At 66.4% G+C, this 26,131-nt stretch carries 16 protein-coding genes, 3 rRNA genes and 3 pseudogenes; 13 read left to right on the top strand and 9 right to left on the bottom strand.

Going from position 1 to position 26,131, the window contains the following annotated elements:
- Positions 1 to 3: 3 nt before the first annotated feature.
- Positions 4 to 816 carry a biotin--[acetyl-CoA-carboxylase] ligase gene (locus QQK49_RS03095; protein WP_284302644.1) on the bottom strand — a complete coding sequence of 271 codons (813 nt, stop codon included), beginning with the start codon at positions 814 to 816 and terminating at the stop codon, positions 4 to 6.
- A gap of 23 nt (positions 817 to 839) precedes the next feature.
- Here QQK49_RS03095 and QQK49_RS03090 point away from each other — a divergent pair, with 23 nt between their 5' ends.
- The 4 genes and pseudogenes from QQK49_RS03090 (at position 840) to QQK49_RS03075 (ending at position 5,280) form a co-directional block, all read left to right on the top strand.
- Positions 840 to 2,459, top strand: coding sequence for an acyl-CoA carboxylase subunit beta (locus tag QQK49_RS03090; protein WP_284302643.1), 1,620 nt, complete (start codon positions 840 to 842; stop codon positions 2,457 to 2,459).
- A gap of 16 nt (positions 2,460 to 2,475) precedes the next feature.
- Positions 2,476 to 2,820: an acyl-CoA carboxylase subunit epsilon gene (locus QQK49_RS03085; RefSeq protein ID WP_284302642.1), complete on the top strand. Its 345-nt coding sequence runs from the start codon at positions 2,476 to 2,478 to the stop codon at positions 2,818 to 2,820.
- 150 nt (positions 2,821 to 2,970) lie between these two features.
- Positions 2,971 to 4,635, top strand: coding sequence for a DUF885 domain-containing protein (locus tag QQK49_RS03080; protein WP_284302641.1), 1,665 nt, complete (start codon positions 2,971 to 2,973; stop codon positions 4,633 to 4,635).
- A gap of 10 nt (positions 4,636 to 4,645) precedes the next feature.
- Positions 4,646 to 5,280 (top strand): annotated as a pseudogene (locus QQK49_RS03075) (Maf family protein).
- 34 nt (positions 5,281 to 5,314) lie between these two features.
- On the opposite strand, the gene QQK49_RS03070 reads toward QQK49_RS03075, so the two are convergent.
- The 7 genes and pseudogenes from QQK49_RS03070 to QQK49_RS03040 form a co-directional block, all read right to left on the bottom strand.
- Entirely contained in the window at positions 5,315 to 5,830 is a 516-nt protein-coding gene (locus tag QQK49_RS03070; RefSeq protein ID WP_284302640.1) for an enoyl-CoA hydratase-related protein, read from the bottom strand.
- Between the two features lie 107 nt (positions 5,831 to 5,937).
- Positions 5,938 to 5,988: pseudogene (locus QQK49_RS03065) on the bottom strand (hypothetical protein); the annotation flags it as partial.
- 219 nt (positions 5,989 to 6,207) lie between these two features.
- Positions 6,208 to 6,324, bottom strand: a 5S ribosomal RNA gene (gene rrf, locus QQK49_RS03060).
- A gap of 88 nt (positions 6,325 to 6,412) precedes the next feature.
- Positions 6,413 to 9,520 (bottom strand): 23S ribosomal RNA (locus QQK49_RS03055).
- A 320-nt stretch (positions 9,521 to 9,840) separates the two neighbouring features.
- Positions 9,841 to 11,359: ribosomal RNA gene (locus tag QQK49_RS03050) — 16S ribosomal RNA — on the bottom strand.
- Together the 16S, 23S and 5S rRNA genes form the textbook arrangement of a ribosomal RNA operon.
- Positions 11,360 to 11,815: 456 nt before the next feature.
- Complete coding sequence (locus tag QQK49_RS03045) at positions 11,816 to 13,405, bottom strand: acyl-CoA carboxylase subunit beta (protein ID WP_284302639.1); 1,590 nt, start codon at positions 13,403 to 13,405, stop codon at positions 11,816 to 11,818.
- Positions 13,406 to 13,521: 116 nt separating this feature from the next.
- Entirely contained in the window at positions 13,522 to 14,697 is a 1,176-nt protein-coding gene (locus QQK49_RS03040) for an acyl-CoA dehydrogenase family protein (protein WP_284302637.1), read from the bottom strand.
- An 82-nt stretch (positions 14,698 to 14,779) separates the two neighbouring features.
- Here QQK49_RS03040 and QQK49_RS03035 point away from each other — a divergent pair, with 82 nt between their 5' ends.
- The 5 genes from QQK49_RS03035 (at position 14,780) to QQK49_RS03015 (ending at position 21,537) form a co-directional block, all read left to right on the top strand.
- On the top strand, positions 14,780 to 15,184 hold the full coding sequence (locus tag QQK49_RS03035; protein ID WP_284302636.1) for a MerR family transcriptional regulator: 405 nt from the start codon (positions 14,780 to 14,782) through the stop codon (positions 15,182 to 15,184).
- Between the two features lie 304 nt (positions 15,185 to 15,488).
- Positions 15,489 to 16,478 carry an ABC transporter permease gene (locus QQK49_RS03030; RefSeq protein ID WP_284305809.1) on the top strand — a complete coding sequence of 330 codons (990 nt, stop codon included), beginning with the start codon at positions 15,489 to 15,491 and terminating at the stop codon, positions 16,476 to 16,478.
- Between the two features lie 225 nt (positions 16,479 to 16,703).
- Positions 16,704 to 17,645: an ABC transporter permease gene (locus tag QQK49_RS03025; RefSeq protein ID WP_284302635.1), complete on the top strand. Its 942-nt coding sequence runs from the start codon at positions 16,704 to 16,706 to the stop codon at positions 17,643 to 17,645.
- On the top strand, positions 17,642 to 19,816 hold the full coding sequence (locus tag QQK49_RS03020; protein ID WP_284302634.1) for an ABC transporter ATP-binding protein: 2,175 nt from the start codon (positions 17,642 to 17,644) through the stop codon (positions 19,814 to 19,816). The genes QQK49_RS03025 and QQK49_RS03020 overlap by 4 nt, the downstream gene beginning before the upstream one ends.
- Positions 19,813 to 21,537, top strand: a complete 1,725-nt coding sequence (locus QQK49_RS03015) for an ABC transporter family substrate-binding protein (RefSeq protein WP_284302633.1) — start codon at positions 19,813 to 19,815, stop codon at positions 21,535 to 21,537. The genes QQK49_RS03020 and QQK49_RS03015 overlap by 4 nt, the downstream gene beginning before the upstream one ends.
- 238 nt (positions 21,538 to 21,775) lie before the next feature.
- Here QQK49_RS03015 and QQK49_RS22550 read toward each other — a convergent pair whose 3' ends face one another.
- The gene (locus QQK49_RS22550; RefSeq protein ID WP_348536070.1) at positions 21,776 to 22,048 is read right to left on the bottom strand and encodes a hypothetical protein; all 273 of its coding nucleotides are present in this window, start codon (positions 22,046 to 22,048) and stop codon (positions 21,776 to 21,778) included.
- Here QQK49_RS22550 and QQK49_RS03010 point away from each other — a divergent pair.
- The 4 genes and pseudogenes from QQK49_RS03010 to QQK49_RS02995 all read left to right on the top strand — a co-directional run.
- Positions 21,978 to 22,592, top strand: a pseudogene (locus QQK49_RS03010) (ABC transporter substrate-binding protein); the annotation flags it as partial. The gene QQK49_RS22550 and the pseudogene QQK49_RS03010 sit on opposite strands and share 71 nt — an antisense overlap.
- Entirely contained in the window at positions 22,538 to 23,488 is a 951-nt protein-coding gene (locus tag QQK49_RS03005; RefSeq protein WP_348536069.1) for an ABC transporter substrate-binding protein, read from the top strand. The pseudogene QQK49_RS03010 and the gene QQK49_RS03005, both read left to right, overlap by 55 nt.
- A gap of 165 nt (positions 23,489 to 23,653) precedes the next feature.
- Complete coding sequence (locus tag QQK49_RS03000) at positions 23,654 to 24,142, top strand: hypothetical protein (protein WP_284302631.1); 489 nt, start codon at positions 23,654 to 23,656, stop codon at positions 24,140 to 24,142.
- Between the two features lie 96 nt (positions 24,143 to 24,238).
- Positions 24,239 to 26,038, top strand: a complete 1,800-nt coding sequence (locus QQK49_RS02995; RefSeq protein ID WP_284302630.1) for an acetyl/propionyl/methylcrotonyl-CoA carboxylase subunit alpha — start codon at positions 24,239 to 24,241, stop codon at positions 26,036 to 26,038.
- Positions 26,039 to 26,131: the final 93 nt, after the last annotated feature.

Raw genomic sequence — 26,131 nt, 5'->3', positions numbered from 1 at the left:
CGATCATGCCTGGTCGGACCGGCGGACGTGAACTACGTCACCTGCCGCGAATGCCTTACGGCCCGCATCGGACTCGACGACCAGCCGCCCTTCGTCGTCGACATCCACGGCCCGACCGCTCACGATCTGGTCGCCCGGCACGTGGATCCGCACGTCGAGACCGATCGTCGAGCACCGCTGCCGGTAGTCCGCCCGCAGGCCCCGGACGAACGGGCCGCCGTTGCTCAGGGTCGCGAACCGCGTGGCGAAGGCCTCCGCGACCGCGATGACGACCTGTTCACGCGCCGCCTGTCCCGAGAACCCTTCGAGAGCAAGGGAGGTCGCGGTCGGAACGGGCAGATCCTCCCGGGCGACCGACACGTTGACGCCCACCCCGACCACGACGACGTCGCCGGCGCTCTCGCAGAGGATCCCGCACACCTTGAGCAGCTCGCCGCTGCCGTCGGAGGCACGGATGAGCACGTCGTTGGGCCACTTGAGCGCGACGTCGAGGGCGTCGCCACCCACCCGGGCCAGCGCGTCACGCACCGCCAGCCCCGTGACCAGCGGGATCCACCCCCACTCCTCCGGCCTCGGCGGCAGCGGCACCGTCATCGACATCGCCACCGACGTCCCGGCCGGCGACACCCACGCCCGCGAGTGCCGGCCCCGCCCCGCGTCCTGCTGCTCGGCCACGACGACCCGCCACGGCACCGGCTCGGCGAGGGACACCGCGTTCGTCGATCCGACGACACCGCAGACGTCCACGCGCGACCAGGCACCCGAGGGCACCGCCAGCGTGTCGACGAGCACAGAGGCGTGAAGAGTCTCCGACATGGCCACAAGGCTAGGCTGCGCCCATGAGCGATGCCGTGAATCCCGGGGGCACCGACGCCTCCACCGAAGACATGCACACCACCGCCGGCCGTCTGGCGGACTTCCGCCGCCGCAACGACGAGGCGGTCCACGCCGGGTCGGCACGCGCCGTGGAGAAGCAGCACGCCAAGGGCAAGAAGACCGCCCGCGAGCGCATCGAGCAGCTGCTGGACGAGGGCAGCTTCGTCGAGCTCGACGGCCTGGCCCGGCACCGCTCCACCAACTTCGGCCAGGACAAGAACCGCCCCTACGGCGACGGCGTCGTCACCGGGTACGGCACCGTCGAGAACCGCCCCGTGTGCGTATTCGCGCAGGACTTCACCGTGTTCGGCGGGTCGCTCGGTGAGGTCTTCGGCGAGAAGATCATCAAGGTCATGGACCTGGCCATGAAGATCGGCTGCCCCGTGGTCGGCATCAACGACTCCGGCGGCGCCCGCATCCAGGAGGGCGTGGCCTCCCTCGGCCTCTACGGCGAGATCTTCAAGCGCAACGTCATGGCCTCCGGTGTCATCCCGCAGATCTCGCTGATCATGGGCCCGTGCGCCGGCGGCGCCGTGTACTCCCCGGCCATCACCGACTTCATCGTCATGGTCGACCAGACCTCCCACATGTTCATCACCGGTCCCGACGTCATCAAGACCGTCACCGGTGAGGACGTCGCGTTCGAGGACCTCGGCGGCGCCCGATCGCACAACACCAAGTCGGGCGTGGCGCACTACATGGGCGAGACCGAGGACGACGCCATCGAGTACGTGCGCGAACTGCTGTCGTTCCTGCCGCAGAACAACCTCGAGGAGGCGGCGGTCTTCGAGTTCGACGAGCTGCCCGAGATGACGCCCGAGGACGAGGCCCTCGACACGTTCATCCCGGACAGCCCGAACATGCCCTACGACATGATCCAGGTCATCGAGACCATCGTCGACGACGGCGCGTTCACCGAGGTGCACTCCCTGTTCGCGCCCAACATCGTCTGCGGGTTCGGCCGGGTCGAGGGCCGCAGCGTCGGCATCGTCGCCAACCAGCCGATGCAGTTCGCCGGCACCCTCGACATCGACGCGTCCGAGAAGGCCGCCCGCTTCGTGCGCACCTGCGACGCCTTCCACATCCCGGTGCTGACGTTCGTCGACGTCCCGGGCTTCCTGCCGGGCACCGACCAGGAGTGGAACGGCATCATCCGCCGCGGCGCCAAGCTCATCTACGCCTACGCCGAGGCGACGGTCCCGCTGGTCACCGTCATCACGCGCAAGGCCTACGGCGGCGCGTACGACGTCATGGGGTCCAAGCACCTCGGCGCCGACATCAACCTGGCGTGGCCCACGGCGCAGATCGCCGTGATGGGCGCCCAGGGTGCGGTGAACATCCTCTACCGCAAGCAGATCCAGAAGGTCATCGACGCCGGTGGCGACGTCGACGAGGCGCGCGCCCAGTTCGTCGAGGAGTACGAGACCACGCTCGCCAACCCCTACATCGCGGCCGAGCGCGGCTACATCGACGCCGTGATCCCGCCGTCGGAGACCCGCCTGCAGGTCATCCGGGCCCTGCGTGCCCTGCGCACCAAACACGCCAAGCTGCCCGAGAAGAAGCACGGCAACATCCCGCTGTGAGCCTCGAGGAGACGCGATGACGAACGACAGCACCGACACCGGTCCCGAGGTCGACCCGGCAGACGGCACCGAGCCCGCAGAGGCCGCCGAGGCCGCAGAGACGTCGGGGCGCGAGGGGGCCGACTCCGCCGACGACACGGGTGGAGACACCGGTGGAGACACCGACGCCGCCCCCGAGCCGGTCGTCGCGATCACCGGCGGCAACCCGACGGTCGAGGAGGTCGCGGCCGTCACGGTGCTGCTGGCGGCGCTCGGCAGCGACTCGGGATCGGCCGAGCCCAACCTGCGACGCGGGTGGGCCCGACCCTCCCGACGCTTCGGCGGCGGCGTCTCCCCCGCCTTGGGCTGGGGTCGTCGCTGACCCCACCACCCGCCGAGACCGCCGGCTATAGCCGGCGGTCTCGGCGTTTCTGGTCCGGGGCCCGTGTGTCGCCGCGGACGCCCGTCCCGATGCAGCGGACTTTGCGCAAATAGCAGACGGGCAGGACCTGCGCACACGTACCGTCGAAGCGTGACCCGTGACTTCACCGACATCGACCGACTCGCCGAGGCGTACACCGACGACCTCCTCGCCCTGAGCCCGCTGACGGCCATCAACCTGGGCATGACCGTGGACGAGCGGCCCATCGACGACCTCTCCCCCGACGGTCTGGCCGAACGGTCGGCGCTGCGTCGATCGACGCTGGTCGCCCTGGGGTCGATGACGCCGGTCGACGCGGTGGACGAGGTGACCGTCGACGCGATGCGGGAGCGGCTCGGCGTCGAGGAGGCGATGTACGAGTCCGGTCTGCAGGCGATGAGCCTGGACGTGATCGAGTCCCCGCTGCAGGAGTTGCGCGACACCGTCGACCTCATGCCGACCGAGACCGAGGAGGACTGGGTCGCGATCGGCCGCTACTTCGCGGCGATCCCCCAGGCGCTCAGAGAGTGGCACGCCTCGCTGATGTCGGCGGCCGCGACGGGGATGGTCACCACGCGCCGCCAGATCGAGGGGTGTCTGCGCCAGATCGACGACCTCACCGGCCCCGACGGCACCTTCGCCCGGATGTCCGTCGTGGGTGCCACCCGGGTCGACGGACCGGCGGCGGAACTGGTCTCGGGAGGCGCCGCGGCCGCCACGGAGGGCTACCAGGAGACCAAGCAGCGCCTCATCACCGAACTCCTCCCGCTGGCGGCTGAGGTCGACGGCTGCGGGCGCGACCTGTACCCCATCTGGTCACGCAACTTCCTCGGCACCGACATCGACATCGACGAGACATACGCCTGGGGTCAGGACGAACTCGCGCGGATCCTGGCAGAGATGCGCGAGGTCGCCGGGCGCATCCGCCCGGGTGCCTCGATACAGCAGGTGTTCGAGCACCTCGACGCCGACCCGCGGTACCTCATCGAGGGCACCGACGCGTTGCGCGAGTGGATGCAGGGCAAGGCCGACGCCGCCATCGCCGAGCTCGCCGGATCGCACTTCGACATCCCGGAGCCGGTGCGCCGCATCGAATGTCGCATCGCGCCGTCGACGACGGGCGGGATCTACTACACCGGTCCCAGCGCGGACTTCACCCGACCGGGACGCATGTGGTGGTCGGTGCCCAAGGGTGTGACGCGCTTCGGGACGTGGCGCGAACTCACCACCGTCTACCACGAGGGCGTGCCCGGGCATCACCTCCAGATCGGGCAGACCGCGGCTCGCGCCGACCTGCTCAACCGCTGGCGGCGTCACCTGTGCTGGGTCTCCGGACACGGGGAGGGATGGGCGCTCTATGCCGAGCGCCTCATGGCCGAGGTCGGCTACCTCGACGACGACGCGGACCGCCTCGGCATGCTCGACGGTCAGGCGTTGCGCGCGGCCCGGGTGGTCGTCGACCTCGGGGTGCACTGCGGTCTGGAGGCGCCGGCCGAGGTCGGCGGCGGCACCTGGGACTACGACAAGGCGTGGGCGTTCCTGCGCTCGAACGTCAGCATCAAGGAGAACACCCTGCGCTTCGAGCTCGACCGCTACCTGGGCTGGCCGGGTCAGGCGCCGTCGTACAAGATCGGCGAGCGGCTGTGGCTGCAGCTGCGCGACGACGTCGCTCGCGCGCAGGGAGACGCGTTCTCGCTCCGCGACTTCCACCGCCGGGCCCTCGACCTGGGTTCGGTGGGCCTGGACACCCTGAGGCGAGCCCTCGACGCTCGGTAGGGTTGCGCTCGTGTCGATCTCCTTGTGCCTCGCCTCCGCCTCCCCTGCCCGCCTGCGCACGTTGCGGGGGCGGGTGTGGATCCGCTCGTGCGGGTGTCCTCCGTCGACGAGGCGGCGGCCGAGGCCGCTGCGGCAGAACGCCACGGAGAGCTGGCCGCCGAGGACGTCGCGCTGCTCCTCGCCCGGGCCAAGTGTGAGGACGTCGCCGCCGTCCTCGACGAGGAGGAATGGGACGGCATCGTCCTCGGGTGCGACTCCGTGCTCGACCTGGACGGGGAGACGCACGGCAAGCCTGCGGACGCCGAGGAGGCTCGTCGCCGGTGGCGCGCGATGTCCGGCCGCAGCGGAGTCCTCCACTCGGGGCACTGGATCATCGACACCCGGGAGGACGGAACGGCGGCGACGCTCGGTGCGGTCGCGTCGACGACCGTCCACTTCGCGCGCCTGACCGATGAGGAGATCGACGCCTACGTGGGGACAGGTGAGCCGTTGCGTGTGGCCGGAGCCTTCACCATCGACGGGCTGGGCGGCCCGTACGTCACCGGCCTCGAGGGCGACCACCACAACGTCGTCGGGGTGAGCCTGCCGCTGCTGCGCGAGCTGCTCGCCGAGATCGACGTCCCCTGGCACACCCTGCGCACCTGAGGCACGCCCGCGTACCTGAGCAGCCCTCGCAGGGTCAGGAGCCGGTGAAGTCCGGCGTGCGGCGTTCGCGGAACGAGGCGACGCCCTCGGCGAAGTCGTCGGTCCACATCAGGCTCGTCTGTCCGTAGCGCTCCCGCTGGAAGGCCTCGTTGAGCTCCCCCAGGGTCGCGTCGTTGACCGCCGTCTTCGTGCTGCCGTAGGCGAGCGAGGGCCCGGTCGCGAGCTTGGTGACGAGCGCCTCGACCTCGGAGTCGAGTTCGCCGGCGGACGCGAGGTGGGACACCAGCCCCCAGTCGAAGGCGTCGGAGGCCGGCACGCGCTCGGCCAGCAGCGCCATGCGCATGGCGCGGGCGCGGCCGATCGACGCTGCCACGAGTGCTGTGGCGCCGCCGTCGGGCATGAGGCCGATGTTCGCGAAGGCGAGGAGGAAGAACGCCTTGTCGGAGGCCACCACGAGGTCGGCAGCGAGGGCCATCGACACACCGATGCCGGCGCACGGGCCCTGAACGACGCTGACGACGGGACGCGGGCAGTTGCGGATCGCGGACACGAAGGCGCTGCCGGCGTCGAGCGTCGCTGCTGAGGGGGCCCGTCGGGGTCGAGGTCGGCTCCTGAGCAGAATCCCTTGCCGGCGCCGCGGAGCACCACGACCCGCACCTCGGGTGACGCGGATCCGGCGCGCACGACGGCCTCGAGCGTCTCGAGCATGGCTGCGGAGACGGCGTTGAGGGTATCGGGGCGGTTCAGCGTCACGGTGAGTACTCCCCGGTCGAGCGTGGAGAGAACATCACCGGTGGAGAGCGCGAGGGGTTCGTGGTCCGTCACGGGCCTGGCCTTTCGTGGGGTGGCATCTGCCGAACCCACACTAGCGGCACAACGCAAGGAAGGGGTTCCCGATAAACGGGAACCCCTTCACTCACACAATTAGTCCGGCGGCGTCCTACTCTCCCACACCGTCCCCAGTGCAGTACCATCGGCGCTGAAAGGCTTAGCTTCCGGGTTCGGAATGGGACCGGGCGTTTCCCTCTCGCTATGACCGCCGTAACACTATCGACTTATCAACCCACACCCACACAAGGCGTGGGGGGCTGATGTATCGAGAACCATACAGTGGACGCAGAACATCATCGTTGTAGTCAAGCTATCGGCTTATTAGTACCAGTCAGCTTCACGCATTACTGCGCTTCCACATCTGGCCTATCAACCCAGTAGTCTAGCTGGGAGCCTCTCACCCACAAGGGGCATGGAAACCTCATCTTGAAGCGTGCTTCCCGCTTAGATGCTTTCAGCGGTTATCACTCCCGAACGTAGCTAATCAGCGGTGCCCTTGGCAGAACAACTGACACACCAGAGGTTCGTCCATCCCGGTCCTCTCGTACTAGGGACAGGCCTTCTCAAGTTTCCTGCGCGCGCAGAGGATAGGGACCGAACTGTCTCACGACGTTCTAAACCCAGCTCGCGTACCGCTTTAATGGGCGAACAGCCCAACCCTTGGGACCAACTCCAGCCCCAGGATGCGACGAGCCGACATCGAGGTGCCAAACCATGCCGTCGATATGGACTCTTGGGCAAGATCAGCCTGTTATCCCCGGGGTACCTTTTATCCGTTGAGCGACCACGCTTCCACAAGCCATGGCCGGATCACTAGTCCCGACTTTCGTCCCTGCTCGACATGTCTGTCTCACAGTCAAGCTCCCTTGTGCACTTACACTCAAAACCTGATTGCCAACCAGGCTGAGGGAACCTTTGGGCGCCTCCGTTACCTTTTAGGAGGCAACCGCCCCAGTTAAACTACCCACCAGGCACTGTCCCTGATCCGGATCACGGATCGAAGTTAGACATCCAGAACGACCAGAGTGGTATTTCAACGTTGACTCCACCCATGCTGGCGCACGAGCTTCACAGTCTCCCACCTATCCTACACAAGCCGTACCGAACACCAATACCAAGCTATAGTAAAGGTCCCGGGGTCTTTCCGTCCTTCTGCGCGTAACGAGCATCTTTACTCGTAATGCAATTTCGCCGAGTTCGTGGTCGAGACAGTGGAGAAGTCGTTACGCCATTCGTGCAGGTCGGAACTTACCCGACAAGGAATTTCGCTACCTTAGGATGGTTATAGTTACCACCGCCGTTTACTGGCGCTTAAGTTCTCAGCTTCGCCACAAGTGACTAACCGGTCCCCTTAACGTTCCAGCACCGGGCAGGCGTCAGTCCGTATACATCGAATTACTTCTTCGCACGGACCTGTGTTTTTAGTAAACAGTCGCTTCTCCCTGGTCTCTGCGACCCTCACCCCTAACCCGCAAGGGTTTCAAGGCTCGGGCCCCCTTCTCCCGAAGTTACGGGGGCATTTTGCCGAATTCCTTAACCACGATTCACTCGATCGCCTTAGTATTCTCTACCTGACCACCTGAGTCGGTTTAGGGTACGGGCGGCTCATGTCCTCACTAGAAGTTTTTCTCGGCAGCATAGGATCACCCTACTTCCCTCAAAAGAGGTCACCATCACATCTCAGGCTTCACGCCAGCCGGATTTACCTAGCTGACACCCTACATGCTTGGACGTGGACAACCATCGCCACGCGGAGGCTACCTTCCTGCGTCACTCCATCGCTTACCTACTACAAGATCGGGCCGCACGCTCCACCATCCCCTCCCACCCCGAAGGGTGAGTAAAGGCGGCTTCGGGTGCTTAGCATCCCCTGCCTCGATATTGGCGGACATACGCCGGTACGGGAATATCAACCCGTTGTCCATCGACTACGCCTGTCGGCCTCGCCTTAGGTCCCGACTTACCCAGGGAAGATTAGCTTGACCCTGGAACCCTTGGTCATTCGGCGGACGGGTTTCGCACCCGTCTTTCGCTACTCATGCCTGCATTCTCACTCGTGTGGCGTCCACGACTCGATCACTCGGCCGCTTCACTCCCCACACGACGCTCCCCTACCCAACCACACCCCTGAGACGAATCTAGGGAAAAATGTGATTGCCACAGCTTCGGTGATGTGCTTGAGCCCCGCTACATTGTCGGCGCGGAATCACTTGACCAGTGAGCTATTACGCACTCTTTCAAGGGTGGCTGCTTCTAAGCCAACCTCCTGGTTGTCATCGCAACTCCACATCCTTTTCCACTTAGCACACGCTTAGGGACCTTAGCTGATGATCTGGGCTGTTTCCCTCTCGACTACGGAGCTTATCCCCCGCAGTCTCACTGCCACGCTCTCACTTACCGGCATTCGGAGTTTGGCTGACGTCAGTAACCCGGTGGGGCCCATCAGCCATCCAGTAGCTCTACCTCCGGCAAGAAACACGCAACGCTGCACCTAAATGCATTTCGGGGAGAACCAGCTATCACGGAGTTTGATTGGCCTTTCACCCCTACCCACAGCTCATCCCCTCAGTTTTCAACCTAAGTGGGTTCGGTCCTCCACGACGTCTTACCGTCGCTTCAACCTGGCCATGGGTAGATCACTCCGCTTCGGGTCTAGACCCCGCGACTAAAACGCCCTATTCAGACTCGCTTTCGCTACGGCTACCCCACACGGGTTAACCTCGCCACGAAGCACTAACTCGCAGGCTCATTCTTCAAAAGGCACGCCGTCACCCCACAAAGAGGCTCCGACGGATTGTAAGCACACGGTTTCAGGTTCTATTTCACTCCCCTCCCGGGGTACTTTTCACCTTTCCCTCACGGTACTTGTCCGCTATCGGTCATCAGGGAATATTTAGGCTTAGCGGGTGGTCCCGCCAGATTCACACAGGATTTCTCGGGCCCCGTGCTACTTGGGAAACACAAAAGAGAGTCCGCAACATTTCGCCTACGGGGGTAACACCCTCTACGCCGGACCATTCCAGATCCTTCGGCTATGCCACGAATTTCTTACTCTCCGACCGCCCGGTAGAACGATCAATCATGCTCCCACAACCCCGCACACACAACGCCTACCGGCTTGAACATGTGCACGGTTTAGCCTCATCCGCTTTCGCTCGCCACTACTCACGGAATCACTGTTGTTTTCTCTTCCTGTGGGTACTGAGATGTTTCACTTCCCCACGTTCCCTCCACACACCCTATATATTCAGATGCGGGTGACTGGACATAACTCCAGCCGGGTTTCCCCATTCGGAAATCCTCGGATCACAGTCTGGTTATCGACTACCCGAGGCTTATCGCAGATTCCTACGTCCTTCATCGGTTCCTGATGCCAAGGCATCCACCGTGTGCCCTTAAAAACTTGACCACAACAAAGATGCTCGCGTCCACTGTACAGTTCTCAAAACACCAACCCACCCCAACCACCACGCGGCAACCACCACGCAAGTAGAAAAAGGGAGTCCAACCACCAGAAAAACCAACCACACACACGTGCAGCCGATCCCTCAGGACCCAACAACGCGCCAAGCCACCAAACCCCCACCAACCCTTTCCCCACCCCAACAGGGGCCGTACTCGAGCCGGCAGAAAACCAGCAGCCAACTAATCGATGATCCACCCATGAGCAACACCCCAGTCCCCACACTCGGAGGACATCAAGAGTGCCTCTAAAAGAGGGCTCCTTAGAAAGGAGGTGATCCAGCCGCACCTTCCGGTACGGCTACCTTGTTACGACTTAGTCCCAATCGCCAGTCCCACCTTCGACGGCTCCCCCACAAGGGTTAGGCCACCGGCTTCGGGTGTTACCGACTTTCGTGACTTGACGGGCGGTGTGTACAAGGCCCGGGAACGTATTCACCGCAGCGTTGCTGATCTGCGATTACTAGCGACTCCGACTTCATGGGGTCGAGTTGCAGACCCCAATCCGAACTGAGACCGGCTTTTAGTGATTCGCTCCGCCTTACGACATCGCAGCACTCTGTACCGGCCATTGTAGCATGCGTGAAGCCCAAGACATAAGGGGCATGATGATTTGACGTCATCCCCACCTTCCTCCGAGTTGACCCCGGCAGTCTCCCATGAGTCCCCACCATTACGTGCTGGCAACATGGAACGAGGGTTGCGCTCGTTGCGGGACTTAACCCAACATCTCACGACACGAGCTGACGACAACCATGCACCACCTGTACACCGACCTTGCGGGGAGCACATCTCTGCACTTTTCCGGTGTATGTCAAGCCTTGGTAAGGTTCTTCGCGTTGCATCGAATTAATCCGCATGCTCCGCCGCTTGTGCGGGCCCCCGTCAATTCCTTTGAGTTTTAGCCTTGCGGCCGTACTCCCCAGGCGGGGCGCTTAATGCGTTAGCTGCGGCACGGAACTCGTGGAATGAGCCCCACACCTAGCGCCCAACGTTTACGGCATGGACTACCAGGGTATCTAATCCTGTTCGCTCCCCATGCTTTCGCTTCTCAGCGTCAGTTATGGCCCAGAGACCTGCCTTCGCCATCGGTGTTCCTCCTGATATCTGCGCATTTCACCGCTACACCAGGAATTCCAGTCTCCCCTACCACACTCTAGCCTGCCCGTACCCACCGCACGTCCAGCGTTAAGCGCTGAATTTTCACGGCAGACGCGACAAACCGCCTACAAGCTCTTTACGCCCAATAATTCCGGACAACGCTCGCACCCTACGTATTACCGCGGCTGCTGGCACGTAGTTAGCCGGTGCTTCTTCTCCAGGTACCGTCACTTGCGCTTCTTCCCTGGCGAAAGAGGTTTACAACCCGAAGGCCTTCATCCCTCACGCGGCGTCGCTGCATCAGGCTTTCGCCCATTGTGCAATATTCCCCACTGCTGCCTCCCGTAGGAGTCTGGGCCGTGTCTCAGTCCCAGTGTGGCCGATCACCCTCTCAGGCCGGCTACCCGTCGTCGCCTTGGTGAGCCACTACCTCACCAACAAGCTGATAGGCCGCGAGTCCATCCTTCACCGAAAAACTTTCCACACCACCCCATGCGAGATGATAAGAATATCCAGTATTAGACCCAGTTTCCCAGGCTTATCCCAGAGTGAAGGGCAGGTTACTCACGTGTTACTCACCCGTTCGCCACTAATCCACCCAGCAAGCTGGGCTTCATCGTTCGACTTGCATGTGTTAAGCACGCCGCCAGCGTTCGTCCTGAGCCAGGATCAAACTCTCCATAAAAGAATCATTCAAAAATCCTGGCCAATCAATCAACAAAACATTGACGATCAACCAACAAACAATTGGCATCGATTTTTGGCACGCTGTTGAGTTCTCAAGCATCGGATGCACTCGGAAACGCTGGCCGCTTTGCGGATTTTGCCTCCGGGGCAACTCTTCAACCTTACCTGTTCGGCCTCTCGGTGTCAATCTCGGCTTCCGAACTTTCGTTCGGACTTGCCTTGCTCTTCACCGGCTGTTCAGGTGCTGTTGAAACCTACGCCGCCCGCCTCCGCCGGTCAAATCGGCCGGTGTCGACCGGAGTTCACCGTGTGAACCCCGTTTGGGCAACCTGGAGACCATACGATGCGGCGCTCGACGGATGCAAATCGCGCCGCCGACGGGTCTGGTCAGGCCCGCGCCCCGGTCCCGTTGAGCCCGCCGAGCTGTCTCGACGCGGCTCGGGGACCGCCCGGATCAGACCGGCGGGACCCCGTGACGACGGTCGGAGAAGCGACGATCGCGGTGCCGCGCGTACTCCAGCCGGCGCAGGAGATCCGCGCGAAGAGCGTCGGCCTCCACCACGGCGTCGATGACCAGATCGGCGGCCAGGCGCTCGAGGTCGACGTCGGCCTCGTACTCCGTGCGCTTGGCGGCGACGAACTCCGAGCGTTCGGTCTCGTCCTCGATCTCGGCGATCTTTCCCGCATAGACGGCGTTGACCGCGGCCTCAGGTCCCATGACGGCGATCCGCGCGGTCGGCAGGGCGATGGTGGCGTCGGGCCCGAAGCCCGGTCCCCCCATCGCGTACAGCCCGGCGCCGTAGGCCTTGCGCACCACGACGCAGAACTGCGGCACCGTCGCCTCCGATACGGCGCTGACCATCTTGGCCCCGTGCCGGATGATCCCGCCGCGCTCGACGTCCGACCCGATCATGAAGCCGGGTACGTCGGCGAGATAGATGAGCGGGATGCCGTAGGCGTCGCACTGCCAGATGAACCGTGCCGCCTTGTCGGCGGAGTCGGTGAACAGCACCCCGCCCTTGACCGCGGAGTTGTTCGCGACGATCCCGACCGTCCGCCCGTCCATCCGGGCGAACCCGATGACGAGCTCCTGGGCGAACAGGGTCTTGATCTCGAAGAAGGACTCCTCGTCGACCAGGCCGTCGATGACCTCGTGCATGTCGAACGGCACGCTCTCGACCTCGGGCACGCTCTCGCGGGTGAGCGGCTCGACCGGGGCCTCCGCCTCGTACACCGGCGGGTCCTCCCGCCACGTGCTGGGCAGATAGGAGAAGTAGAGACGCGCGAGCTCGATGGCGTCGGCGTCGTCCTCGGCCAGCAGATCGCCCACGCCGGAGACCGTGCAGTGCATCCGCGCACCGCCCATCTCCTCCAGCGACACCCGCTCACCGACGACCATCTCGGCCATCCGCGGGCTGCCCAGGTACATGGAGGCGTTGCCCTCGACCATGATGATCACGTCGGTGAAGCTCGGGATGTACGCGCCGCCGGCCGCGCTCGGCCCGAACAGGCAGCACACCTGTGGCACCCGCCCCGACAGCGCCACCTGGTTGTGGAAGATGCGCCCCGCGCCGCGGCGCCCCGGGAACATCTCCACCTGATCGGTGATGCGGGCGCCGGCGGAGTCGACGAACCAGAACACGGGGAGCTCTTCGCGCAGCGCCATCTCGGTGGCGCGGATGATCTTCTCCACCGTGCGGGCGCCCCACGACCCCGCCTTGACCGACGGGTCGTTGGCGATGACGATCGCCGGCCGGCCCTCGACGGTGCCGCGACCGGTGACCACCCCGTCTGCCGGCAGGCCCGTGGCCCGCGAGTTCGCGTACCGCCCGTCCTCGACGAAGCTGCCCTCGTCGAACAGCAGGTCGATGCGGTCGCGGACGAACAGCTTGCCCTGGGAGTCCAGCTTGGCCCGGGCGCGCTCGGACAACGTGGCCGACGCCGCGTGGGCGCGGTTCAGCCGCTTGCGCAGGTCCGCCACACGGGCGTCCCCGCCGGGTCCGGGCGTCGGGTCGGCGAACGGGGCGTCACTGATCTGACTCATCGGGTCGGTCATCGAGACCTTCCTGTTCAGGCCACACGAGGCGCACGTGCACCATCGGCACGGCCGAGCGGGGGCGTCACGGGCAATCTAGCCTCCGGCGGAGGTGCCTGCGGGCGCTACAGACCGAAGGATCGGGCGATGAGCATCCGCTGCACCTCGGAGGTGCCCTCACCGATCTCCAGGATCTTGCTGTCGCGGTAGAACCGGGCGACGGGGTACTCCTCCATGAAGCCGTTGCCGCCGAAGATCTGCGTCGCGATGCGGGTGGCGGAGACGGCCGCCTCGGAGCTGTAGACCTTGGCGATCGAGGCGGCCTTCTTGACCTCGGTGTGCGTGCGGCGACCGGCGTGCATCTCGTCCTTGAGCCACGCGGCCTTGTAGGTGAGCAGGCGCGCCGTCTCGGCCATGACGGCGAGGTCGGCGACCTTGAAGCTCACGCCCTGGTTGGCGCCGATGGGCTTGCCGAACGCGATCCGGCTCTTGGCGTAGGCGGAGGCCTCCTCGAGCATGCGCTGGATGCAGCCGGTGGACAGGGCGGAGATCGCGATGCGTCCGTCGTCGAGGGTGGCGAGGAACTGCTTGAAACCGTGACCGCGCCGGCCCAGCAGGTTCTCCTCGGGCACCCGCGCGTCCTCGAACGTGAGGCCGTGGGTGTCGGAGATGTTCCAGCCGAGCTTGTGATAGGCGGGCTCGACCGTGAATCCGGGAGTCCCGTTGGGCACCATGACCGCGCTGATCTCCGCCTTGCCGTCCTCGGTCTCACCCGTGCGGGCGGTGACCGTGACGACCGAGGTGATCGGGGTGCCGGAGTTGGTGATGAAGGCCTTGGCGCCGTTGATCACCCACTCACCGTTCTCCAGGCGCGCCTTGGTCTTGGTGGCGCCCGCATCGGACCCGGCGTCGGGCTCGGTCAGGCCGAAGCCCGCCATCGTGCGCCCGGCGGCGAGGTCGGGCAGCCAGCGGGACTTCTGCTCCTCGGTGCCGTAGGTGAGGATCGGGTTGATCCCCAGGCCGACGCCGGCCTGCAGCGTGATGCCCATCGACTGGTCGACGCGGCCGAGCTCCTCGATCGCGAGGCAGAGGTAGGTGAATTCGCCTCCCTCGCCGGCGTGACCGCCGTACTCCTCGGGGACGACCAGGCCGAACAGGCCGAGCTCGCCCATCTGCGGGATGAGGTCGGCAGGGAAGTGATGGTCGCGGTCCCACTCCGGCACGTGGGGGGCGATCTGCGACTCGGCGAAGTCGCGGACCGTGCGGCGGAAGTCCTCGTGATCTGCGGAGAGTTCGAACATCGTCGTCCCTTCGTGGCCTGGGCGCGTGACTCATACACGTACGTGCTTGACGTTTACGTTAACGTAAAGCATCGTCACGGGTATGACAACCCGTCCGACACCACCCGTCGACGACGAGCCTCGCACCATCGCGCAGGTTGCGGAGGAGTTCGACGTCACCCATCGGGCGATCCGGCACTACGAGTCCCTCGGCCTGCTCTCCCCCGAGCGGCGAGGCACCCAACGGCTCTTCCACCGCCGCGACCGCACCCGGCTCGACCTCGTGCTGCGCGGGCGACGTCTCGGCTTCCCGCTCGAGGAGATCCGTCGCATCGTCGACATGTACGACGACCACCCCGGTGAGCGGGGTCAGCTCGAATACCTCCTCGCCCAGATCGACGCCCGGCGGGCCGACCTCGAACAGCGACGCGCCGACCTCGAGATCGCCCTCGCCGAACTCCAGACGCTGGAGAACCGCTGCCGCGAGGACCTGCGCCGCCTCCCCTGACGCGAGACGCTCACAGACGGGTCGGGTTCGCCTCCCGGCCCGTTCGTCGTCGACCGAGAAGACCGCCGGATCCGGTGTACGCCCGGATATCGATACGGGATGAATCATCGGAATCCGCCCTCGGGCCACTGCCACCTGGTGTTAGCTTCACGCCAACGCGCCGGTGCGTCGGGGAGTCCTCGCATCCGCGGACTCGACCGATCACTCGTACCCGGCCACGCGGCCGCCCAGGGGAGGAACACGAGATGGCCCCAGGAACACCGCCACTGCGCATGTCTTCACGACGAAGTGGGCCGTCGTGGACCTGATCGTCTACATCGCGCGGCGCATGGCCAACTACGCCGTGATGATCTTCGTGGCGACCTCGCTGGCGTACTTCGCGGCCGTCACGTTCATGAGGCCCCAGACGAGGTTGTTGCAGCGCACCCCGCGGCCGACCCCCGAGCAGGTCGACACGCAACTGCGTCTGCTCGAACTCGACCCGCACATGAACGCCTTCGAGCGCTACTGGCAGTGGCTGACCAACATCGTCCTGCACTGGAACTGGGGAATGGCCCCCACCGGCGCCGCCGTGAACGACGAGTTCCTCTCGCGGGCGATCATCTCGGCACGCCTCGTGCTGCTGGCCACGCTGCTGTCCATCATCATCGGCGTCGCGCTCGGTGTCATCGCCGCCGCCCGCCAGTACAAGCTGAGCGACCGGCTCATCACCTACGGCACGTTCTTCATCTCGGTGATCCCCGCGCCGGTCATCTACCTGCTCGTGCAGATGGGCGGTATCAAGCTCAACGAATCCGCCGGCAGCCGACTGTTCTTCGTCACCGGGATGCGCTCACCACGCACCCCCGAGGAGGCGTGGCCCAAATTCGTCGACGAGATGCAGCACCTCATCCTGCCGACCGTCGCGCTGACGATCGTCGCCTACGCCAGCTACACCCTGCTCCAGCGGTCGTTGCTGCTGGACAACGTCAATGCCGACTATGTGCGCACGGCGCGGGCCAAGGGGCTGACGCGCATGACCGCGATCCGCAGGCACGCGCTGCGCACATCGTTCATCCCCGTCGCACAGAGCATCGCCTTCCAACTCCCGGGCATCTTCGTCGGCACCTTCATCATCGAGACGGTCTTCGCATGGCAGGGCCTCGGCCGATGGACCCTCGACGCCATCACGATGAGCCAGAGCGTCAACATCGCCGTCGCCGGCGTCGCGTTCGGCGGACTCATGTTCGCCATCGGCGCCATCATGGCCGACCTGTCCGTCGCCATCGTCGACCCGAGAGCACGGGTGAGCTGACATGACCGACCGCCCGTCCCGCGCCCCTCACACCGCCGGCGACCAGGGTCTCGACGGCGTGACCGCCGCCCCGACCGGCGCGAACAACACGCACGCCGACCCCCTCGCGAACACCTCGCGCGAGGAGATCGACCGGCAGCGGCACGCCCAGGACTCCCCGGGTTCCTCCCGGAGACCCCCATCGCCGACACCGCGAACTCCGCGAGTCGTGTCGGCAGTGGCTCGATGCCGACGTCCACGGTCATCCGGACCGAGGTCGAGGCCTCGGCATTGCTCTCGACCTCGGAGGTCCCCGAGGACGAGATCAAGATCTCGAACAAGGCGCTGCTCATCATCCGGCGGCTCCTGCGCAACAAGGGAGCCGTCCTCGGCCTGGTGATGCTCGGTCTGCTGACGGCCTTCGCACTCGTGGGCAACGTCGGCAACCCCTACTCGCACTTCGACCAGGATCTGCTCAACCTCGGCTCGCCCCCTGGCACCGACGGCCACCGCCTCGGCACCAACGCCGGCGGCATCGACCTCTGGGCCATGCTCGTACACGGCACCGGCAAGTCGCTGCTCATCGCGTTCTTCGTCGGCCTCGGTGCCCCGCTGATCGCCGCCGTCTACGGCACCGCGATCGCGTTCTGGGGCGGCACACGGGAGAAGGTCGGCATGTGGATCCTCGACATGTGGATCCTCATGCCCTACTTCCTGCTCGTGGCCGTGTTCATGGGGTCGACCGGCGGTAGCGCGCTCCACCTCGCCCTGCTGCTCACGGTCTTCGGATGGATGGGCCTGGCCCGTGTCATCCGCGCCACCACGGCCTCCCTGCGGGAGCGGGAGTTCGTCAAGGCCGCCGGGTACATGGGTGTCTCGGACTGGAACATCATCCGGCGGCACATCATCCCGAACATCGGGTCGTTGCTCATCATCAACATCATCACCAGCACGTACGGCGCGATCATCGCCGAGACCGCGCTGTCCTTCCTCGGCGTCGGCGTCCGCCCGCCGGACGTGTCGCTCGGCTCGCTCATCGGGCAGGCCGCGAGTCAGCTCCACGCCTACCCGTGGATGTTCTGGGGCCCGGCGCTCTGCCTCGTGGCGCTCACGTTCTCCCTCGCCCTCATCGGTGACGGACTGCGCGACGCCCTCGACCCCAACAGCAGGTCAGGAGGCCGAGCATGACCGACACCGCATCCGCCACACGCGAGGACCTCCGAGTGGGCGGACCCGTCCTCTCGGTCCGCGACCTCCACGTGCGGTTCGGCACCGAGGCCGGATCGGTCCACGCCGTCCGCGGCGTCGACTTCGACCTCCACCCGGGTCAGGTCCTCGGGATCGTCGGCGAATCCGGCTCCGGAAAGTCGGTGACGTCGCTGGCCATCATGGGCCTGCTCGCCGACAACGCGAAGATCACCGGCTCGATCACCTACAACGGCCAGGAACTGCTGGGGCTGTCGGACCGGCAGATGAGCCGTCACCGTGGCACCGACATCGCCATGGTCTTCCAGGACCCGCTCAGCTCGTTGACGCCCGTCCACACCGTGGGCGATCAGATCATCGAGGCGTTGCGCTCACACGGCTCCATCGGCTCGGCAGCCGCCCGCAAGCGGGCCATCGAACTGCTCGAGATCGTCGGCATCCCCAGCGCGTCGACCCGCGTGGACTCCTACCCGCACGAGTTCTCCGGCGGCATGCGGCAGCGCGTCGTCATCGCCACCGCCATCGCCAACAACCCGCGCGTCATCATCGCCGACGAGCCGACCACGGCCCTCGACGTGACGATCCAGGCGCAGATCCTCGACGTGCTGAAGATCGCGCAGAAGGAGACCGGCGCTGCGGTCATCATGATCACGCACGACCTCGGCGTCGTCGCCGGGATCGCCGACGAGGTCATGGTCATGTACGCGGGTCGTCCGGTGGAGAAGGGCGGGGTCGACGACCTCTACACGCGGCCGCTCATGCCCTACACCATCGGCCTGTTGGGCTCGATCCCCCGGATCGACAGCGGCGAGAAGCGCAGCCTCGTCCCCATCGAGGGCACCCCGCCCAACCTGCTCCACGAGCCCGAGGGTTGCCCCTTCGCACCCCGGTGCCCGGTCGTCACCGACGCCTGTCTGGAGGCCGAGCCACCGCTGCAGATCGTCGCGCCCGGCCACGCCGCCGCCTGCATCCGCAGCGCGGAGCTGCGCAGGATCGACGGTGCGGAGGACATCTTTCCCGTCCCACCCGTGGCGGTCGGCCGACTGGCGCAGCTGCCGCGCGAGCAACGCGAGGTGGCCCTCTCGGTGGAGAACCTCCACCGGCACTTCCCCCTCATGAAGGGGACGCTGTTCAAGCGCCAGGTCGGCGACGTCAAGGCCGTGGACGGCCTGACCTTCGACATCCGCGAGGGCGAGTGCCTCGCCATCGTCGGCGAGTCGGGTTGCGGCAAGACCACGACGCTGCTCGAGATCATGGAGATGTCGCCGAAGATGAGCGGCAACGTCGTCGTGCTCGGCACCTCGGTCAAGGAGCTGCGCAAGAAGTCCGAGATCACCAAGCTGCGCCGCAACGTCCAGCTCGTCTTCCAGGACCCGATGGGTGCCCTCGACCCGCGCTTCACGGTGTTCGAGATCATCGCCGAACCGCTGCAGACCTACGGGATGAAGAAGGAGGAATGCGAGAAGCGTGTGCGTGAGCTGATGAAGACCGTCGGCCTCATGCCGGACCACCTCAACCGCTTTCCGACGCAGTTCTCCGGTGGTCAGCGTCAACGCATCGGGATCGCCCGCGCGCTCGCACTCAACCCCAAGGTCATCATCCTCGACGAGCCGGTCTCCGCCCTCGACGTGTCGATCCAGGCCGGCGTCATCAACCTGCTCGACCAACTCCGGGCCGAGATCGGCCTCAGCTACCTCTTCGTGGCCCACGACCTCGCTGTCGTGCGCCACATCTCCGACCGGGTGGGCGTCATGTACCTCGGCAAGTTCGTCGAGATCGGTGACGTCGACGAGGTGTTCGACCACCCGACCCACCCCTACACGCGGGCGCTGTTGTCGGCGATCCCGGTACCGGACCCCGCCAAGGAGCGGCGCCGTCAGCGCATCCTGCTCTCCGGGGACCTGCCGAGCCCGCTCGAGCGGCCCGAGGGCTGCGACTTCGCCTCACGCTGCCCGATCTTCAACGGTCTCGACGAGGAACGTCGGAACCGCTGCCGCACAGAAGAACCCCCACTGGTCCCGACCGGGGCCGACGACCACCAGCAGGCGTGCTTCTTCCCCGAGGAGAAACTCGTCACCGCCCAGGTATCGACACACAGCACGACGGACGCGCACTCACCGACGCGGACGAACCAGGAAAGGAACACTCGATGAAGAGTCGCCGGATCCAGTTGGCCCTCGCGGTCACCATGAGCAGCGCCTTGGCGCTCTCCGCCTGCGCGGGAGGTGGCGGAGGAAACGGGGGAGACAACCCCGGCGGTGGGGGAACCCAGGGCACGGGTGAGCAGTCGGGCATCGCCCAGAACAACCCCCAGGACCGCAACTCCCTCGAGCAGGGCGGCACGTTGACCCTTCCGCTCGCGTCCTTCCCCACCAACTACAACGGGTGGCACATCGACGGAAACCTCGCCGACTGGAGCGAGGTCACCCGGGCGACCGACCCCGGCCTGTACCTCTACTCACCGGAGGGCGAGATCTCGCCGCGTCCCGAGTTCATCCAGGAGATGCCGAAGGTCGAGCAGAAGGACGGCAAGGAGACCATCACCTACAAGCTCAACCCCAAGGCCGTGTGGAACGACGGCACGAAGATCGACTGGAAGTCCTTCGAGACCACTTGGAAGGTCAACGCCCAGCCCGTCGACAAGGGCGGCTTCAACAACATCATCACCGCCGGGTACGAGGACATCGAGAAGGTCGCGCAGGGTGCGAGCGCCGACGAGGTCGTCGTCACGATGAAGAAGCCCTTCTTCCCCGTCACCGAGCTCTTCGGCGGACTCGTGCACCCCAAGCTCGGGGAGAAGGACGCCTTCAACACCTTGATGAAGGACGACGTGCACGCCGAGCTGCGCTCCGGCCCCTTCACGGTCGACAAGATCGACAAGCAGGCCCAGACGATCATCCTCAAGCCGAACGACAAGTGGTGGGGCAACAAGCCGCTGCTCAACCAGGTCATCTTCCGCCAGATGGAGGACTCGGCCACCATCCCCGCGTTCAAGAACGGGGAGATCGACGCGACCGGCGTCGCCAACAAGGCCCGCTTCGAGCAGATCCAGGGCGCGCCGAACATGGAGATCCGTCGCAGCCAGCGTCTCAACACGACCGTGTACCAGTTCAACTCCAAGGCGCCCAGCCTGGCGGACGTCAACGTGCGCAAGGCCCTCTGGCAGGGCCTCAACCGCGAGGAGCTCAAGCAGGTCCGCTTCAACGGCCTCGACTACACCGAGAACCCCGTCGGCTCCGCCCTGTTCTTCGCGTTCCAGCCGGACGCCGAGGACAACATGCCCGTCCAGTTCGACAAGGCCGCAGCAGAGAAGACGCTGCAGGACGCCGGGTACGCCAAGGGCGCCGACGGCATCTACGCCAAGGGCGGGGAGAAGCTCACCGTCAAGTACACGACCTTCGGTGACGACCCGATGACCACGGCCCTGGCCCAGACGACCCAGAACCAGCTCAAGGCCATCGGTGTCGACCTCCAGCTCGACATCCGACCCAGCGCCGCCTTCGGCGAGACGATGGAGAAGAAGAACTTCGACTTCCTCGCCATGTCCTGGAGCATGACCAGCCCCAGCCCGGTCACCGGCGTCTGCCAGTTCTACTGCTCGGACTCCTCGAGCAACTACGCCGCGGTCGGCTCGACCGAACTCGACGCGCGCATCAAGAAGATCGGCGAGATCGAGGACACCCAGCAGCAGAACAAGGAGATCAACGCGATCGAGAAGGAGTGGATGCAGCAGTACGGCCAGATGCCGATGTGGAACGGCCCGGTCATCTCGGCCTACCGCGCCGGCCTGGCGAACTACGGCCCCGCCGCCTTCGCGTCCATCACCCCCAAGTGGGAGGACGTGGGCTGGGTGCAGGGCAGCACCCACAACTGATCCCGGCATGAGCCGGTGACGATCGGTCACCGGCCCACCACCGACCCGATCGATACGAGGGCCGGCACTCCGCAGACTGCTCGGGGTGCCGGCCCTCGGTTTGTGCCGCGCGGAAATTGGTCCTTGAATAGCGCTGTCCACGTGCATGATTCGTCTCGCAGCTCCGCCAGACGGGCGCGTGTGACGCCCGTCGGCGCCCGGCCGTTCGGGAGGGACAGGGGGACATCGGTTTGCGAATTCATCGGACACACCTGACCGCGGCGGCGCTGAGCCTCGCGCTCGTGCTGACCTCGTGCGCCTCGGGCACCGACGGCACCGACTCCCGGGCCGGCTCGGGCACCGCCCCGCCCACGCAGGGCGCCTCGTCCGAGAGTTCACTCGCCGCGACCAACCCCCATCCCCGTGCGGACCTGGCCCAGGGCGGCACGGTCACGCTGCCGATGGCGGCGTTCCCGACGAACTTCAACCGGTTCCACGTCGAGGGCACCCTCGCCGCCTGGCGCGACGTCACCGCGGCCACCGACCCCGGCCTCTACCGTTACTCCCCCGAAGGCGAGGTCACGCCCCGGACCGAGTACCTGAGCGCGATGCCGCAGGTCGAGGACACGAACGGGACCCAGGTCATCACCTACGACCTCAATCCCGAGGCGGTGTGGAACGACGGCACCCCGATCGACTGGACGGCGTTCGAGGCCACCTGGAAGGCGCGACGAGCACCCATCGACCAAGGCGGTTTCAACAGCGTCCCCGACCCCGCCTACGCGCGGATCGCCTCGGTCGAGAAGGGCGCGACCGCCCACCAGGTCGTCGTCACGCTGCGCGAACCCCACCACCCCGTCACGGGCGTGTTCTCCCACCTGCTGCACCCGAAGCTCGGCGACAAGGACGCGTTCAACACCCTCATGAAGGACGACGTCCACGCCGAACTGCGATCGGGCCCGTTCACCGTGTCGGACGTCGACCGCCAGACCCGCACGATCGTCCTCGAGCCGAACCAGAAGTGGTGGGGCGACAAGCCGCTGCTCGACCGGGTCGTGTTCCAGCAGATCGAACCCTCGACCGCCGTCCCCGCCGCCCGAGGCGGCGATGTGGACCTCGCCGACGTCGGCAACGTCGCCCTCCGCAGCCAGGTCGAGGAGCTCCAGGCCTCGACGTGCGCACCGGGCCGCGCCTTTCGACCAGCGTCCTCGTCTTCAACGCGACGTCCCCCGCCCTCAGCGACGTCGCCGTCCGCAAGGCGCTGTGGCAGGGCATCGACCGGGCCCAGCTCGCGACGGTGCGGTTCAACGGCCTCGACCACGTCGAGACCCCACCCGGATCGGCGCTGTATCACCCGTTCCAGCCCGAGTATCAGGACAACATGCCGGTCCGCTTCGACGCGGCCGCCGCCGCACAGACCCTCGAGGGCGCCGGCTACACCGACGAGAACGGAACCCGGGCCAAGGACGGGAAACCCCTGAGCATCCGATTCACCATCCACGGCGACGACCCGATGTCCACGGCCCTGGCCCAGACCGTCCAGAACCAGCTCACGAAGATCGGTGTCGAGGCGCAGATCGACGCACGACCGCAGTCGGCCTTCGGACAGACCATGTCGTCCCGGGACTTCGACGTCCTCCTCGCCGGCGGCGGCTCGGACAGCCCGGACCCCACCTCGGCGATGTGCCAGACGATGTGCTCCACCTCCCCCGGCAACGCCTCCGGAGCCGGAACACCCGAACTCGACGAGCGGATCGCCCGTCTGGGCGCCCAGGCGGACGACGACGCCCGCGCCGCCGAGATCAACGCCATCGAGAAGGAGTGGCTCGGCCAGTACGGGCAGCTGCCGCTGTGGCACGGGCCCGACGTCTACGCGATCCGCACCGGCCTCTCGGGCCTCGGCCCCGCCGCCTTCGCCTCGCTGACCACCGACTGGGAGGACGTGGGCTGGGAGCCGGGCACCGGGCACTGACCGGCCCCGGACCGGCTGCGGGCCGTCCCCGACCGGGCGGACGCGGGCACGATCGACGGAGGGTGAACGCCTCGATCTCCCGTGTCTGCTTGTGTCGGAGCCACGAAACACCTAGACATGGCGGAGAATCGATGAGGTCGTGACGACGCCCGGAAGGAGGAGCCGATGAAGAACACCGGACTCGCGCCGATCATCGCGCTCCTGGTGCTCCTCGGGATCGCGTGGGTCGGGCTGTTCGGGTTGTCGCAGGCCTCGGCCACGGCGAGCAGGACCGAGACCCGCCCACCGGCCACCGCGCCGCGCGAGGCCGGCGGCACCGACCGGCCCTCAGGCACCACCGGCGGCAACACCGAGCGGCCGCGCGAGCGCGCCACCGAGAACCCCGACGACTCCGACAGCTCCTTCCTCGACCGGCTCGCGGGCCGTGAGGAGCCCGCCACGGCCGATCGGGATCGCCGCGAACCCACCGGCACCTTCCTCGACCGTCTGGCCGGCCGCGAAGGCCCCTCCACCGACGGCGGCACCGACGCCCGGGTCGAGGCCACCCAACGCAATCCCGAGGACCCCTCGGGTCTCAGCAACCGCGGCGCGGCGGGGCTCATCCTCGTCCTGCTGCTCGTCGTCCTCGTCGGCGCCAAACGCGGCAAGCGCTGAGAGCACCCCCGCCCACGTGCGGTGTGTCTCCGCTCACCCCGAACAGTCGCCAGGCAACCCCGCCTCCGGTACTGACGGCGCGCTAGAGTCCGGTCCATGGCGCCCATCAGCAAGGTACTGATCGCAAACCGCGGCGAGATCGCGGTCCGTATCGCACGTGCGTGCAAGGACAGCGGAATCGGCTCGGTGGCCGTGTACGCCGACCCCGACCGCGACGCCCTCCACGTCAAGGTCGCCGACGAGGCGTACGCCCTGGGCGGATCCACGCCCGGCGACAGCTACCTCGTGCAGGAGAAGCTCCTCGACGTCGCCAAGCAGTCCGGCGCCGACGCGGTCCACCCCGGCTACGGCTTCCTCGCCGAGAACGCCTCGTTCGCGCAGGCCGTCATCGACGCCGGGCTCACCTGGATCGGGCCCGGGCCCGAGGCCATCGACAGCCTCGGTGACAAGGTCAAGGCCCGCCACATCGCCACCCGCGCGAACGCGCCGCTGGTCCCCGGCACCAAGGACCCCGTGGCCGACGCCGACGAGATCGTCGCGTTCGCCGAGGAGCACGGCCTGCCGGTGGCGATCAAGGCCGCCTACGGTGGCGGCGGCCGCGGCCTCAAGGTCGCCCGCACCATCGAAGAGATCCCCGAACTGTTCGACTCCGCCGTCCGTGAGGCCGTGGGCGCCTTCGGCCGCGGCGAGTGCTTCGTCGAGCGTTACCTCGACAAGCCGCGGCACGTCGAGACCCAGTGCCTCGCCGACTCCCACGGCAACGCGGTCGTCGTCTCCACCCGCGACTGCTCCCTGCAGCGTCGCCACCAGAAGCTCGTCGAGGAGGCGCCCGCGCCGTTCCTCACCGACGAACAGAACGCCGAACTCATCCGGGCGTCCGTGGCCATCCTCAAGGAGGCCGGTTACCAGGGCGCCGGCACCTGCGAGTACCTCGTGGCCATCGACGGCACCATCAGCTTCCTCGAGGTCAACACGCGCCTGCAGGTCGAGCACCCGGTCACCGAGGAGGTCACCGGCATCGACCTCGTGCGCGAGCAGTTCCGCATCGCGAACGGCGAGGTGCTGGGCTACACCCAGGACGACCTGCCCACCAAGCCCGACCGGCACTCCTTCGAGTTCCGCATCAACGGCGAGGACCCCGGCCGCGGCTTCCTGCCCGCCCCCGGCACGGTGATGCGCTTCGCTCCCCCGAGCGGCCCCGGCGTGCGTCTGGACTCCGGCATCGAGCAGAACGACATCATCTCCGGCCAGTTCGACTCCATGCTGGCCAAGCTCATCGTCACCGGCCGCACCCGAGAGGAGGCCCTGGCCCGATCCCGCCGGGCCCTCGCGGAGTTCGAGGTCGAGGGCATGCCGACGGCCCTGACGTTCCACCGCGCCGTCGTCGACGACCCGGCGTTCGCGCCCGAGGGCGACGAGCCGTTCTCGGTGCACACCCGCTGGATCGAGACCGAGTTCGACAACACCATCGAGCCGTACTCCGGCCCCACCTCCGACGCAGCGAGCGAGGAGAGCGAGCGGCAGAAGGTCGTCGTCGAGGTCGGCGGCAAGCGACTCGAGATCAGCCTCCCCGGCGACCTCGCCATCGGCGGAGGCGGCAGCGGCGGCGCATCCGCCAAGCGCAAGGCCCCGCGGCGCTCGGGCAGCGGCGGACGCGGCGGAGCCAAGGCCTCCGGCGACTCCCTCACCGCGCCCATGCAGGGCACGATCGTCAAGATCGCCGTCGAGGAGGGCGCGACAGTGGCCGAGGGCGACCTCATCATCGTCATCGAGGCGATGAAGATGGAACAGCCCATCAACGCCCACAAGTCCGGCGTCATCACGGGCCTGTCCGCGACCGTCGGCGAGACCGTCACCAGCGGTTCGGTCCTCGCGGAGATCAAGGACGCGGAGTAGGAGTCGCAGCTCGCTGGAACAGCCACGCCGCCCCTGTCGAATCCGGAGGGGGCGGCGTCGCTGTCACCGACCACCGCCGAGGAAGAAGACGCC

Source organism: Mobilicoccus caccae, assembly GCF_030161635.1.
GTDB lineage: Bacteria > Actinomycetota > Actinomycetes > Actinomycetales > Dermatophilaceae > Mobilicoccus > Mobilicoccus caccae.
This window is presented reverse-complemented; position numbering and strand designations above follow the sequence as displayed.